The following is a 12086-nucleotide window of genomic DNA, read 5'->3' on the forward strand; positions in this document are numbered from 1 at the left end:
GATTTAATGAATAGAGTTACGATCACCTGGTTTTAAAATAAAAACGACAGGCTATTATACAGTATTCGTTAGGCGGGATAAGGCCAATCCACTTTCAACGCCTCACAACTGTTTTGCCACAGCTGCTGTGCTAAGGTGGCCTTATCCACGTGAAGAAGCTCACTCAACCCTTGTAGCACAAAGCCTAAATTACCTGGCACATTTCGGGTAGGCGTACTTCCTTGCTGACAGCACACAGGCGTCATGTCCGGACAATCTGTCTCTAATACCAAGCTCTGTAGGCCAAACTCCTCTACCACGGCAGTAATGGCTCGGCGTAGTTTTTTGGCATTGGTATTGGTAATCTGCCCGGTAACGCCAAGCTTAAAACCTAGCTTAACAAAGGCTTTGGCTTCTTGCTCACCTCCACTAAAGCTGTGGGCGATACCGCCAAGTTCAGTGGCTTTATACTTGTGCTGTTTTAATAGCGCCAAGCATTCAGCATGAGCCTTACGAATATGCAGCAACACCGGCAACTGATGCTCAACGGCCAAATCCAATTGAGCGCTAAAGAAGCGTTTTTGTTTTTTTAACGACTCATCTGTTTTTAATTCATCGCTAAAGGTATCCAGACCAATCTCACCGATAGCAACATGAGGATGGCGTTGTAAAAATTGAGCCAGACAGTCTAAATCCGCTTCAGTATGCTCAAAGATATAAGCAGGATGTAGCCCTGAGGCAAGATAGACCTTGGGTACTGCGGCCTTATTGGCTTGTGTGTTATGTGAATAGCTTGATAGCTGCTGCTGAGTCTGCCGCATGCGCTCAAAATATTTGGCCAGATAACCAATGAGTAATAAATGACGTAGCCCAGACCCATAAGCTGCAGTTGCCAAGCTCAGCCTATCTTCATCAAACACAAAGTCATCAAAATGAGTGTGTGTATCTATTAACGCGTAATCTATCGGCTTATCTGTCACTGGAGGTATCCCTATCCGTATTGCTTTGTGGCGTGGATTGATCAGAGCGCTTAGATGACTTTGGCTTGGCATGCGATATATCATCAGATACAAAATCAGAGTTTGCCTCTAGATCAGATGGCCGGACCACAGTCTGTTGTGGCTGACGACTGCTGCGCCTTGGGATTAATAACAACGCCACACCTATGGCAGTTAACTGAATCAATTTAGAGTATTTCATTACCGCCCCCATCTCCTCACAACAAGAGATATAAAAATATAGCCCAATGACAGTTATATCAATGGGCCATATGTTTCTAAATACAACAGCTTGTTATTTACACTTATCTCTAAGGTACACGTCAGAACGGGATATCGTCATCTTTAGGCGTATCAGTCATACCACCTGCAGGGGTAGTCGTTTGATTGTTAAAGGCAGGGGTCTGCTGAGGCTGAGGTGGCTGTGCAGCCGGTGCTTGTGGCGCAAAGTTAGTTTGACCAGAAGTAGCAGCAGGTGGTGCATTAAAGGTATTACCACCTTGATTGCCGCCTTGCTGACCTTGAAAACCACCGCCTTGTTGACCTTGAAAACCACCGCCTTGTTGACCTTGAAAACCACCTTGAGTGGTGTTCGGGTTGCCAGCAAAGCCTTGATTGCCCTGATTACCTTGGCCGCCTTGAGCACCTTGACCCCATTGGCCACCGGTCGGATTACCCGTAAACCCGCCACCGCCCATACCACCGGTTGCGCCATCTAGCATCTGCATTTGATCGGCACGGATTTCGGTAGTGTAACGGTCTTGCCCGTTTTGATCTTGCCATTTACGGGTACGTAGGCTGCCCTCGATGTATACTTTGCTGCCTTTACGTAAATACTGAGCTGCGATTTCGCCCAAGCGATTAAATAAGGTCACTCGGTGCCACTCAGTGGCCTCGCGCTTTTCCCCAGTTTGTTTGTCAGTCCACTGCTCAGAGGTCGCCACCGAAATATTGGTCACACTGCCCCCATTACTGAACTGGCGGGTCTCAGGGTCATTGCCTAAGTTACCAATAATAATGACTTTATTTACACCACGCATAAGTTATCCTTTTTGTATATTTATTAAATAGTTAGTTAATACAAACTATCTGTATCATACTTGCTAACACTTGCCCTCACTGTACCGAAATTTTGGCTAAATATCTAGCTTAGTTTCGGTAAGTTGCGACAGTAACTGTCGTGAATAATCATCGATTTTTTGTTTATCAAGTTTTAAATAAGCCACCCCATCTTTGGGCATAACCACCACTTCATCCACCCCACCGACTGACATAACTTGCTGTGACCACGCCGTGACATCTACTTGTTTGGGAATCGCTAACGTGGTACTGGTTAAGTAAGGGGGCTGCGAAATCGGTAGGATTAAGACCAACGCCACAGCCATTACTGCACCGAGTAGCCCCCAGGCCAACATCGGACCTTGGCTAAGTAACATACCGCCCAAGGCCCCACCGAAGAAGGCACCTAAAAACTGGCTGGAGGAGTTAATACCCATCGCCGTCGCTTTATTGGCCACAGGTGCTTTTTTAGAAATCCAAGAGGGAATCGTCGCCTCAAGTAAGTTAAAACCGATAAAGTAAAGACCGAGCCCAAACAGCAATACATAGCTTAACTTACTGCCTAGCGCCAGACAGACAAACGCTGCGACCAACAAAGTTAATGCCGCTAAGAATATCTGACGCATTTTGCGTTTTTTTTCGGCAATAATGATAAAGGGAATGGCAATGGCAAAGCCAATAAACAGCAGCGGCAAATACACCATACCCTGTTGACGCACACTCAAATCTAGCACGTCTGCCAACTGCTGAGGCACAATCACAAAGATGGCAGTCATGGTTAAATGCAGTGCAAAGATACCGATATGCAGCCGGTTTAAATCGCCAATACGCAGCACCTCTTTTAGCTGCTCCCCTATCGATTGATTGGCCAGATTGTGTCGCAGTACTCTAAGCGGGGTAGGCACAAACAATAACAGCAGCATAGCAACCAGCGCAAATACTGCGGTCAACCAAAATAGCCCAGAGATACCTAGGCTGGCTACCATCATCGGTCCAATGGCAAACGACAGCATAATAGAAGTCGCAATGGTCAGTCCCATAGTGGCCATAGCCTTGGTACGCTGCTGCTCACGGGTCACATCGGCCAATAATGCCATAAGCACCGCAGACACCGCCCCACTACCTGCCAGCGCCCGACCGATAATGACTTGATAAATATCAGTGGCAGTCGCAGCGACCACACCGCCGATGGCAAATAATAATAGCCCTAAAAATATCATCGGCTTGCGCGGAAATTTATCCGCTGCCATACTCATAGGGATTTGGAATAGGGCCTGCCCCAACCCATAAATACCGACAGCCAAACCAATTAATAAGGGTGTGGCATGGGCATAATTGTTACCATAAACCGAAAAGACCGGCACTATCATAAATAGGCCGATCATACGCAGTGCAAAGATACCACCTATACCGGCAATGGCTCGCTTCTCGATGCTATTCATATTGCTCCCACTATAGCGGCACCCACATGATGGGGTGATGACTGTCAAATAACTGTGCCATTATAATGGATTCACTCCCGCTATGCGCAGCGACATTATACTCAAATTTGGTTATACCATTTTTCTGCTCTGCAACATGAGTGGCTGCTGCCTTATCTGCCGTTAAGTATCGGTGCATGTATTCAATTTTAGCAACGCTATTTAAGCCATCTTGCCGCTGCTTGCTCTTGAATTTTGGCCAAATCACACCCATTAATAGCTTATTCATACTGCATTTATTGCTCTAAACAAACTCTAACTAACCTATACATTTATTAAACTCACCTCTTATTTAACTTAGCGAGTAACTGGGCTATTGTTGGCTCAATTACTAGGTATTAAATTGGCCGAGCATTAAATGAGTGGGGCAATAGCACTCCGCTTACTTTTATAACTAATTTATATTTCAAACCCAATTAAATCACCTCATCATCCATAAACCCAATTACCCCCTATTTATTTACTTACTTATTAAATTTATAACAAAAGGCTCTCTATGGCACACGAACACATTAAGATTCGCGGCGCACGCACCCACAACCTAAAAAATATCGACATTGACATTCCTCGTGATAAATTTGTGGTGATCACCGGCTTGTCAGGCTCGGGTAAATCGTCCTTAGCATTTGACACGTTGTATGCAGAAGGCCAGCGCCGTTATGTCGAAAGCTTATCGGCGTATGCGCGTCAGTTCTTATCACAAATGGACAAGCCTGAGGTCGATAGCATCGAGGGCTTGTCTCCCGCCATTGCCATTGAACAAAAATCAACCAACCACAACCCCCGCTCGACAGTGGGTACCATTACCGAGATTTACGACTACCTGCGCCTGCTTTATGCCCGCGTCGGCACCCCATTTTGTCCGGTGCATAACCTACCCATGGTGGCACAGACCATTACTGAGATGGTCGATGATATTATGGCGCTGCCTGAAGACACCAAGCTGATGATTTTAGCGCCGGTGATTCGTGACCGCAAAGGCGAGCATGTGGTGCTGCTTGAGCAATTGGTCGGTCAAGGTTTTGTGCGTGTGCGTGTCGATGGCCACGTTTATGATATGGATGAGCTGCCGGCGCTTGAGAAGAATAAAAAGCACACCATTGAGGTGGTGGTCGACCGCTTTAAAGTCCGTGATGATTTAGGCAATCGCGTGGCAGAGAGCTTAGAGACGGCGCTGCGCTTAGGTGGTGATTTGGCTATTTTGCATTATATGGATGGCAATCCCAATCCCGATGCGTCAAACCAAGATAGCGATGATCAAGTATTGTCCGCCAAGCATTCTTGCCCAGTCTGTGACCGCGCGGTCTCAGAGCTTGAGCCTCGCCTGTTTAGTTTTAACAACCCATATGGCGCCTGCCCTGCCTGTGATGGACTTGGCAAACGTCAATACTTCTCTGCTGACAAATTAGTCACCAATACTGAAAAATCCTTAAACCAAGGGGCGATTAATGGTTGGGATAAGCGCCATGCTTATTACTTTGGTTTATTAAGCACGGTGGCCAATCATTTTAATATTGATATGGATACCCCGTGGCAAGAGCTGGATAACGCACACCGCGATATTATCTTAAATGGCTCAGGCAAAGAGAAAGTCGAATTTAACTTTACTGATGAGCGTGGCCGTAAAACCAAAAAAACCACCCCATTTGAAGGGGTACTGCCGTATCTTGAGCGCCGTTATGCCAAGACCCAAAGTAACTTTGTACGTGACGAGCTGGCCAAATACTTAGCTGACACCACCTGTAACGTCTGTGATGGCGCACGTCTTAATGAGATTGCCCGTAACGTGCGTGTCGATGACAAAGGCATTGCTGATATCGTGCAAATGTCGATTGGCGATGCCGCAGATTATTATGCCGACTTAAAAATGTCAGGCGCCAAAGGCGAAATCAGTGAAAAGATTTTTAAAGAAATCAACGAGCGTCTAAACTTCTTAGTCAGCGTCGGTCTAGATTATCTTAACCTTGCCCGCTCTGCCGAAACTTTATCAGGCGGTGAGGCTCAGCGTATTCGTCTGGCCAGCCAAATTGGTGCGGGTCTCATGGGCGTGATGTACGTACTTGATGAGCCGTCTATTGGTCTGCACCAACGTGACAATGACCGTCTACTTCAGACCCTAACGCGCCTACGTGACTTGGGCAACACGGTGCTGGTGGTTGAGCATGATGAAGATGCCATTCGTCAAGCCGACCACGTGATTGACATCGGTGTCGGCGCCGGTGTGCATGGTGGTCATGTGATTGCGCAAGGTACGATGCAAGAGATTATGGATGTGGAAGAGTCGCTAACCGGTCAGTATCTGTCCGGTAAAAAAGAGATTGCCATTCCCAAGGTGCGTCACAAAGCCAAAACCATTGACTTAAATAATCCGCCAGAAAAAGCGCGCATTATGCCAATGGGCAAAGCCAAGGCTGCCGCTGCGGCAAAAGAGGCGAAGAACAAAAAACCAAAAGCGAAAAACATTGTGCCGATGCAAATCGAGCTAAAAGGCGCCAACGGCAACAACTTACAAGATGTCGATTTGACCATTCCAATCGGTACCTTTACCTGTGTCACAGGGGTATCAGGCTCGGGTAAATCAACACTGATTAACCGTACTTTGATGCCGCTTGCTGCGACTCAATTAAATAACGCCTCGACCTTAATTCCCGATAAATATGACAGCATTACTGGTCTTGAGTATCTGGATAAGATGGTCGATATTGACCAAAGCCCGATTGGGCGTACGCCTCGCTCTAACCCAGCGACCTATACTGGCGTATTCACCCCAATTCGTGACTTATTCTCACAGACCCAAGAGGCCAAAGCCCGTGGTTATAAAGCCGGCCGCTTTAGCTTTAACGTCAAAGGCGGACGCTGTGAGACCTGTCAGGGTGATGGCCTGATTAAAGTGGAAATGCACTTCTTACCGGATATGTACGTCCCGTGTGATATCTGTCATGGCAAGCGCTACAACCGTGAGACGCTTGAGATTCATTACAAAGGCAAGAGCATTGCTGAAGTGCTGGATATGACGGTTGAAGATGCGACTGAGTTCTTCTCAGCCATTCCGCCGATTCATCGCCGCTTGCAAGCTCTGATGGATGTGGGCTTAAGCTATATCCGTCTGGGCCAATCTGCACCAACGCTATCAGGCGGTGAAGCGCAGCGTGTGAAGCTGGCACGTGAGCTTGCCAAGCGTGATACCGGTCAGACGCTGTATATCTTGGATGAGCCGACCACGGGCCTTCATTTCCACGATATCTATAAGCTGCTTAACATCCTGCATACCTTACGTGATAAGGGCAACACCATTGTGGTGATTGAGCATAACTTGGATGTGATTAAGACCGCGGACTGGATTGTGGACTTGGGTCCTGAAGGTGGTAAAAACGGCGGCATGATTATCGCTGAAGGCACCCCTGAAGAAGTGGCTGAAAATAAAGCCTCATTCACCGGTCAGTTCTTAAAGCCTATGCTTGATAAAGCGTCATAAACTGTTTTTGAGTTTTTGAATTAGAAAAAGGCCGTCCTGAGTGGGATGGCCTTTTTTGTAAGCTTCTTTTGTAGAATCGCTTTCTTCTAGATTTTTTATAGCTATATATTACCTGTGTTTCTATTACAATTATTCAGACATATTCTAAAAATAATGTTAAGTTATACATTATTACAATAAAGCTAACTGAACTTTCTTTTCATACTGTAAAAGTAATTTTATGACACATTCTAAACATAAAAAACCTATCGCTAAATTAACGCTAGCTATCATAGTTAGTATGTTAGGGCAAAATTTATGGGCGTGTAATAAACCGGAAGTTTCTGATAAATATGAAGTAGTTGATTGTTTATATGAAGGATTAGCTGGAGTTAAAAAAGATGGGAAATTTGGCTTTATTGATGAAGTTGGTACCGTAATCATACCCCTTCAGTTTGATGGTGCTTGGCCATTTGTTGAAGGACTAGCTATTGTTAAAAAAGGTGGTAAGTGGGGCTTTATTGATAAAAATGGCGCAGTCCTCATACCATTTCAATATAATTATGCTTGGCCATTTAGTGAAGGGCTAGCCGGAGTTGAAAAGGATGGTAAATGGGGCTTTATTGATAAAACTGGTAAGACCGTTGTGCCTTTTGAGTACAATAGTGCTATGTCATTTAGTGAGGGGCTAGCCGGAGTTGAAAAAGACGATAAATGGGGCTTTATTGATAAAACGGGTGGTCTAATTATCCCTTTTCAATATGATTATGTTCAGTTATTTAATGAAGGATTAGCCAAAGCTCAAAAAGATGGACAATGGATCACTATAACCAAACCAGAAACATAGTTAAACCTCTAGCTCAAATATACACCAAGTTTAATATATTAACTTAAAAAAACGCTCACCCTTTCACATCTTAACACCGATCAAGTACTTATCTCATTTCAGTACGTTCAACATCACAAACCTACCGCTTCTCTTATGCTATATTTATAGGCATAAACCCATACCCTATTAATATCTAAAAAAACACTATGCAATCAAAACCAACCACCAAAATATTCGACGTTATCGGTGCTGGGCGTAGTGCCCGAGAAAACGTGCCTGCTTTGGTTGATTTTGTTCAGGGTTTGTAGGTTGGTGCTATGCTTAGTGCTGCTTGTGATACCCAATAAAACCACGTAGTATCAGACCCCAACTCTCATTTGCAGCATATCATGCAATACAGACGGTATTATAAGGAAGGAGCAAGTTACTTTTTTACCATTAACCTCGCTGATAGGTCGAGCGATTTATTAATTAAAGAGGTCGCCATACTTCGAGAAGCCTTCAGGACAGTTAAGAAAAAACACCCTTTCCATATTGATGCCATCGTTATATTACCCGATCATCTACATCTGTTATGCACTCTACCAAATAACGATTCAGACTTTTCTAAACGCATAAGACTTATAAAATATTATTTTTCATATCACATTGCTAAAACAGAGCCTATCTCAATCAGCAGGCAAAGAAAAAGCGAGCGTGGTATTTGGCAACGTCGGTTTTGGGAACACTGTATTCGTGATGAAGCTGATTATATTGCTCATATTAACTATATTCACATGAACCCTGTTAAGCATGGTCATGTTGAACACGTTAAAGACTGGAAGTACTCATCCTTTCACAAATTTGTCGCCCAAAACTTACTTCCGATTGATTGGGGTGGTTAACCGTTTTTCATTTATTACATATTATTTTTGGGTGTCTCAAGCTCCACACCAACCTACAAACGCCCTACTTTATAAAAAAATAATGTAGGTTGGCGTCGAGGTACGAGACCCAACCCCCATCAAGCCTCAAACAATTCTTTTCACTTAAATAAACTCTCGTCTCACATCCACGATTCGCGCCTCGACCACCTGCTGAATCTTGTCCTCAATCTGGCTCATTTCAGATTCAATCTCTTGTCTTTTGAGTCCCACCACCACAAAGGTCCATTCACTGGCATCATGCCGATTACGCTCCCCACTTTCACACACCGCAACAGCAGGATTGCGCCCAAAGCGCTCATGCAAGCCGCCCATCCGCATCCGTTTTTCTTTGAGTGAGCGGCATCCGGGCAGTGAAAATGTTAGCGTTAATATTCCAATTGGCATCAGCAGCTCCTTATTATCAAAGCAATCAAAACGATACGCACAATGACCTATCCTAGCTTATTAGGATTATTTTTGTCATACCAAAAGGCAAAAAGGTGTGAAGTGTCACCAAACGTTTAAATTATGTGGTGACTTATAGAGCGCTTTTGTTTACACAGCCCATCATCTGATATGGTATTAAAAAGTATCCCGTTGCATCGTTTTTAAATTAAAAAAGAGGCGTTGAATGACTATTATTAATAAATCCAACCTCCATCAGCTAAGTACAAAAGCCCAAAATAGCTTATTAAAAAACATGCTACGCTTGCCGACAGCAGCCAAGCAGCAAATAGCAGGTGAGCCTATTGTCATTGATGGGCAAACCTTTGATTTATCCCTACAAGTGATGCTACAGCTGTTCGGCCCACCGTCCAATCATCTGCCCAGTGTCGCAGAGGCTCGGGCAACCATTGAGGCGCAAAGCCCTGTGCTCAGTCAGACACCTCTGGACGACATTATCAAAGATGAATTCCCACTAGCCATGTCTGATGGCGAGATGATTCGCTTGCGCCGCTATCGTCACCGCAATGCGCCACGTGACAATCAGCCCGCCTTGGTGTTTTACCACGGTGGCGGTTATGTGGGTGGTTCGCTCAACTCTCACGACTTGGTCTGTCAACATTTAGCCAATGGCGGCGAGTGTACGGTCATTGCTGTCGATTACCGTCTGGCGCCAGAATACCCTTACCCTACGCCTGTTAACGATGGGTTAACCGCTTATCGCTATATTGCCAGTCATGCAGATAAGTTCGGGATTGATGCCAATCGCTTGGCAGTCGGTGGTGACAGTGCCGGCGGTAACTTGGCGGCAGTGGTCGCACAGCAAACCAAAAATGACACGCATCCGCCCAAGCTGCAATTATTATGGGTGCCTTGGGTCGATATGAGCGGTGAGCATGAGTCCTATGAGCTGTTTGCCACAGGCTTTTTGTTAGAGCAGGCTCAGATGCGCTGGTATACCCATCATTATTTGGGTGATACAGATGATATTGATACCACTGATCCTATGATCTCCCCTATATATGGCGACCTGCAAGGCGTGGCGCCTGCGGTGGTGATGGTGGCAGGCTTTGACCCACTGCGTGATGAGGGCATTGAGTATGCTGATAAACTAACAGCAGCAGGGGTCGATACTACGCTTAAAGTGTATGACAGCATGCCGCATCTGTTCATGCTTTATGCTGGTGAAATTGATGCTGCCAAAGTGGCTTTTGAAGATGCGGTACAAGCACTAAAGCAGTTATAAACAGTCAAAAATTATGGTTAAGATTCCGATAAGTCATATCATCTCTAGAGCTAACCCACTGCTTATCATAAAAAAATACAGCAGAAAATAACTAGCACATCTAGGAGGGTTAGCTATAAGGAATAAAACCTTATAGTCTATCTAGATAATCCCAATTTGAATAATCAAACTCCTTTATTTTAACTAATAAATCCTCTAACCAATCTGTTAAAGAATTGAATATGACCTTCACTTCATCATCCCAACCATCTTGGATAACTATTTGACCAAAATTCTCCTCTGAAATATCAATACAGGTAGAGTCACCCGACCCATTATCGGTAAATGGCACCCAGATTCTGCGCCATCTATGTTGCTCGATGTCCCCTGTATCTAGCTGTCAACTCAACTCATCATACCATTCAATTATGTCTGCTATCGGCATCAAAATTTCATGTGTCTCAACATGAAAAGCCACATAAGGCGACCGATTTTGCCCATTATGCCACTTATAAAATATCTTAAATTCTTCAGGAAGCTTATTGCCCACAAGCGTTTCTAATGCTTCAAAATCAGACTCTGTCGCAGGTGGATTTAGTGTCTTTGCAAACTGAGGTATTTTCTGCGCTAATACAGCCTCTATTTGTTCAATAGTTTTTTGCATAATTTTTCCTTATAAATTAAATATACCTTTGAAACTAGGATACTAGGTTTTGAGAATTTAACACTTCGAACCTATCAAATATGGTGGCTGTCTTTATCATATAATATCGTTAAATCGTCAGCTGTAAAACTAATAACGTTCGATAGCTTTATCAACTTTCTTTTTAAATACATCAAAAGTGACTCTTTGAATTGTAATCATTAATGAATAACCTAATTTAACCAGTTGTAAAATATACAGACGTCCTCATCTATGAGATGTGTGATAGATACACGATTTATATTACGAATAATTTATAACATCAAATAAAAAAATAAGGGCAATCATGTCATTACTAGACCATTTAAACTGGCGTCATGCGGTTAAAGCATTTGACCCAACCAAAAAAGTCAGCCAAGAAAACATCAATAAAATTATTGAAGCCGCCAGATTAGCACCGACCTCTTCAGGATTACAGCCATTTAGATTATTGGTCATAGAAAGCCAAGAAATCAAAGACAAGCTGGTTGATGGTGCATTCAATCCAGACTGTATGCGAGAGTGCTCGCATGTGCTTGTTTTTGCAGGCTGGAATGATTACAGTGATCAAAAGATTGATGAGATGTATGACATGACCACCGATCAGCGCGATCTACCGCAAGGCCGCTTTAGTAGCTATACCGATAAGATAAAAGAGATATATAACAATCAAAGTACCCATAAGAATTTTGAGCACATCGCGCGCCAAGCTTACATTGCTATGGGTTTTGCTTTGGCGCAAGCGGCTGAGCTTAGAGTAGATACCTGCCCTGCTGAAGGCTTTAGCACAGATTTAGTAGACGAAGTACTCGAGCTCGATAAACAAGGTCTCAAAAGTATTGTGCTGATGTATGTCGGCGTGGCAGACCCTGAGCGTGACTGGATGGCACCGATGGCCAAAGTCCGTAACGCTGCTGAAGAGTTTGTGATTAAATACTAAGCATTTGACAGTCTGTGTGCACCAATAAAGGCCATTCTTTTAAGAATGGCCTTTTTATTGAGCGTGTTAACTGATTTTGGGGCAGAGGTT

The 12086-nt window shown here is 44.2% G+C and carries 11 protein-coding genes and 1 pseudogene; 5 read left to right on the forward strand and 7 right to left on the reverse strand.

Annotation, left to right across the window (positions count from 1 at the left end):
- Nucleotides 1-68: 68 nt before the first annotated feature.
- The 5 genes from JMX92_RS04120 to JMX92_RS04140 form a co-directional block, all read right to left on the reverse strand.
- Entirely contained in the window at nt 69-959 is an 891-nt protein-coding gene (locus JMX92_RS04120) for a TatD family hydrolase (RefSeq protein ID WP_201544067.1), read from the reverse strand.
- On the reverse strand, nt 949-1179 hold the full coding sequence (locus JMX92_RS04125; RefSeq protein WP_201544069.1) for a hypothetical protein: 231 nt from the start codon (nt 1177-1179) through the stop codon (nt 949-951). The genes JMX92_RS04120 and JMX92_RS04125 overlap by 11 nt, the downstream gene beginning before the upstream one ends.
- A 121-nt stretch (nt 1180-1300) precedes the next feature.
- Nucleotides 1301-2017: a single-stranded DNA-binding protein gene (ssb, locus tag JMX92_RS04130; protein WP_155587458.1), complete on the reverse strand. Its 717-nt coding sequence runs from the start codon at nt 2015-2017 to the stop codon at nt 1301-1303.
- A gap of 96 nt (nt 2018-2113) precedes the next feature.
- A complete protein-coding gene (locus tag JMX92_RS04135) occupies nt 2114-3478 on the reverse strand; it encodes an MFS transporter (RefSeq protein ID WP_201544071.1) in 1365 nt (454 codons plus the stop codon).
- A 10-nt stretch (nt 3479-3488) separates the two neighbouring features.
- Entirely contained in the window at nt 3489-3746 is a 258-nt protein-coding gene (locus JMX92_RS04140; protein ID WP_201544073.1) for a hypothetical protein, read from the reverse strand.
- 267 nt (nt 3747-4013) lie between these two features.
- Here JMX92_RS04140 and uvrA point away from each other — a divergent pair, with 267 nt between their 5' ends.
- The 3 genes from uvrA (at nt 4014) to JMX92_RS04155 (ending at nt 8684) form a co-directional block, all read left to right on the forward strand.
- On the forward strand, nt 4014-6992 hold the full coding sequence (gene uvrA, locus JMX92_RS04145; RefSeq protein WP_201544075.1) for an excinuclease ABC subunit UvrA: 2979 nt from the start codon (nt 4014-4016) through the stop codon (nt 6990-6992).
- A 220-nt stretch (nt 6993-7212) separates the two neighbouring features.
- Nucleotides 7213-7818 carry a WG repeat-containing protein gene (locus JMX92_RS04150; RefSeq protein WP_201544077.1) on the forward strand — a complete coding sequence of 202 codons (606 nt, stop codon included), beginning with the start codon at nt 7213-7215 and terminating at the stop codon, nt 7816-7818.
- 371 nt (nt 7819-8189) lie between these two features.
- Entirely contained in the window at nt 8190-8684 is a 495-nt protein-coding gene (locus tag JMX92_RS04155; protein WP_265089765.1) for an REP-associated tyrosine transposase, read from the forward strand.
- Between the two features lie 144 nt (nt 8685-8828).
- On the opposite strand, the gene JMX92_RS04160 is transcribed toward JMX92_RS04155, so the two are convergent.
- Nucleotides 8829-9110: a DUF503 domain-containing protein gene (locus JMX92_RS04160; protein WP_201544079.1), complete on the reverse strand. Its 282-nt coding sequence runs from the start codon at nt 9108-9110 to the stop codon at nt 8829-8831.
- 226 nt (nt 9111-9336) lie between these two features.
- Here JMX92_RS04160 and JMX92_RS04165 point away from each other — a divergent pair, with 226 nt between their 5' ends.
- Complete coding sequence (locus JMX92_RS04165) at nt 9337-10395, forward strand: alpha/beta hydrolase (RefSeq protein ID WP_201544080.1); 1059 nt, start codon at nt 9337-9339, stop codon at nt 10393-10395.
- Between the two features lie 130 nt (nt 10396-10525).
- Here the strand turns inward: JMX92_RS04165 and JMX92_RS13485 are convergent.
- Nucleotides 10526-11038, reverse strand: a pseudogene (locus JMX92_RS13485) (SMI1/KNR4 family protein).
- 325 nt (nt 11039-11363) lie between these two features.
- On the opposite strand from JMX92_RS13485, the gene JMX92_RS04180 reads away from it, so the two are divergent.
- On the forward strand, nt 11364-11996 hold the full coding sequence (locus JMX92_RS04180) for an NAD(P)H-dependent oxidoreductase (protein WP_201544086.1): 633 nt from the start codon (nt 11364-11366) through the stop codon (nt 11994-11996).
- Nucleotides 11997-12086: the final 90 nt, after the last annotated feature.

It is taken from the genome of Psychrobacter sp. H7-1, assembly GCF_904846585.1.
Lineage (GTDB): Bacteria > Pseudomonadota > Gammaproteobacteria > Pseudomonadales > Moraxellaceae > Psychrobacter > Psychrobacter raelei.

What these genes read in the sequence shown, in the direction of transcription:
- JMX92_RS04125 (WP_201544069.1), bottom strand. Translation starts at nt 1,179, where the DNA reads ATGAAATACTCTAAATTGATTCAGTTAACTGCCATAGGTGTGGCGTTG.
- ssb (WP_155587458.1), bottom strand. Translation starts at nt 2,017, where the DNA reads ATGCGTGGTGTAAATAAAGTCATTATTATTGGTAACTTAGGCAATGAC.
- JMX92_RS04135 (WP_201544071.1), bottom strand. Translation starts at nt 3,478, where the DNA reads ATGAATAGCATCGAGAAGCGAGCCATTGCCGGTATAGGTGGTATCTTT.
- JMX92_RS04140 (WP_201544073.1), bottom strand. Translation starts at nt 3,746, where the DNA reads ATGAATAAGCTATTAATGGGTGTGATTTGGCCAAAATTCAAGAGCAAG.
- uvrA (WP_201544075.1), top strand. Translation starts at nt 4,014, where the DNA reads ATGGCACACGAACACATTAAGATTCGCGGCGCACGCACCCACAACCTA.
- JMX92_RS04150 (WP_201544077.1), top strand. Translation starts at nt 7,213, where the DNA reads ATGACACATTCTAAACATAAAAAACCTATCGCTAAATTAACGCTAGCT.
- JMX92_RS04155 (WP_265089765.1), top strand. Translation starts at nt 8,190, where the DNA reads ATGCAATACAGACGGTATTATAAGGAAGGAGCAAGTTACTTTTTTACC.
- JMX92_RS04160 (WP_201544079.1), bottom strand. Translation starts at nt 9,110, where the DNA reads ATGCCAATTGGAATATTAACGCTAACATTTTCACTGCCCGGATGCCGC.
- JMX92_RS04165 (WP_201544080.1), top strand. Translation starts at nt 9,337, where the DNA reads ATGACTATTATTAATAAATCCAACCTCCATCAGCTAAGTACAAAAGCC.
- JMX92_RS04180 (WP_201544086.1), top strand. Translation starts at nt 11,364, where the DNA reads ATGTCATTACTAGACCATTTAAACTGGCGTCATGCGGTTAAAGCATTT.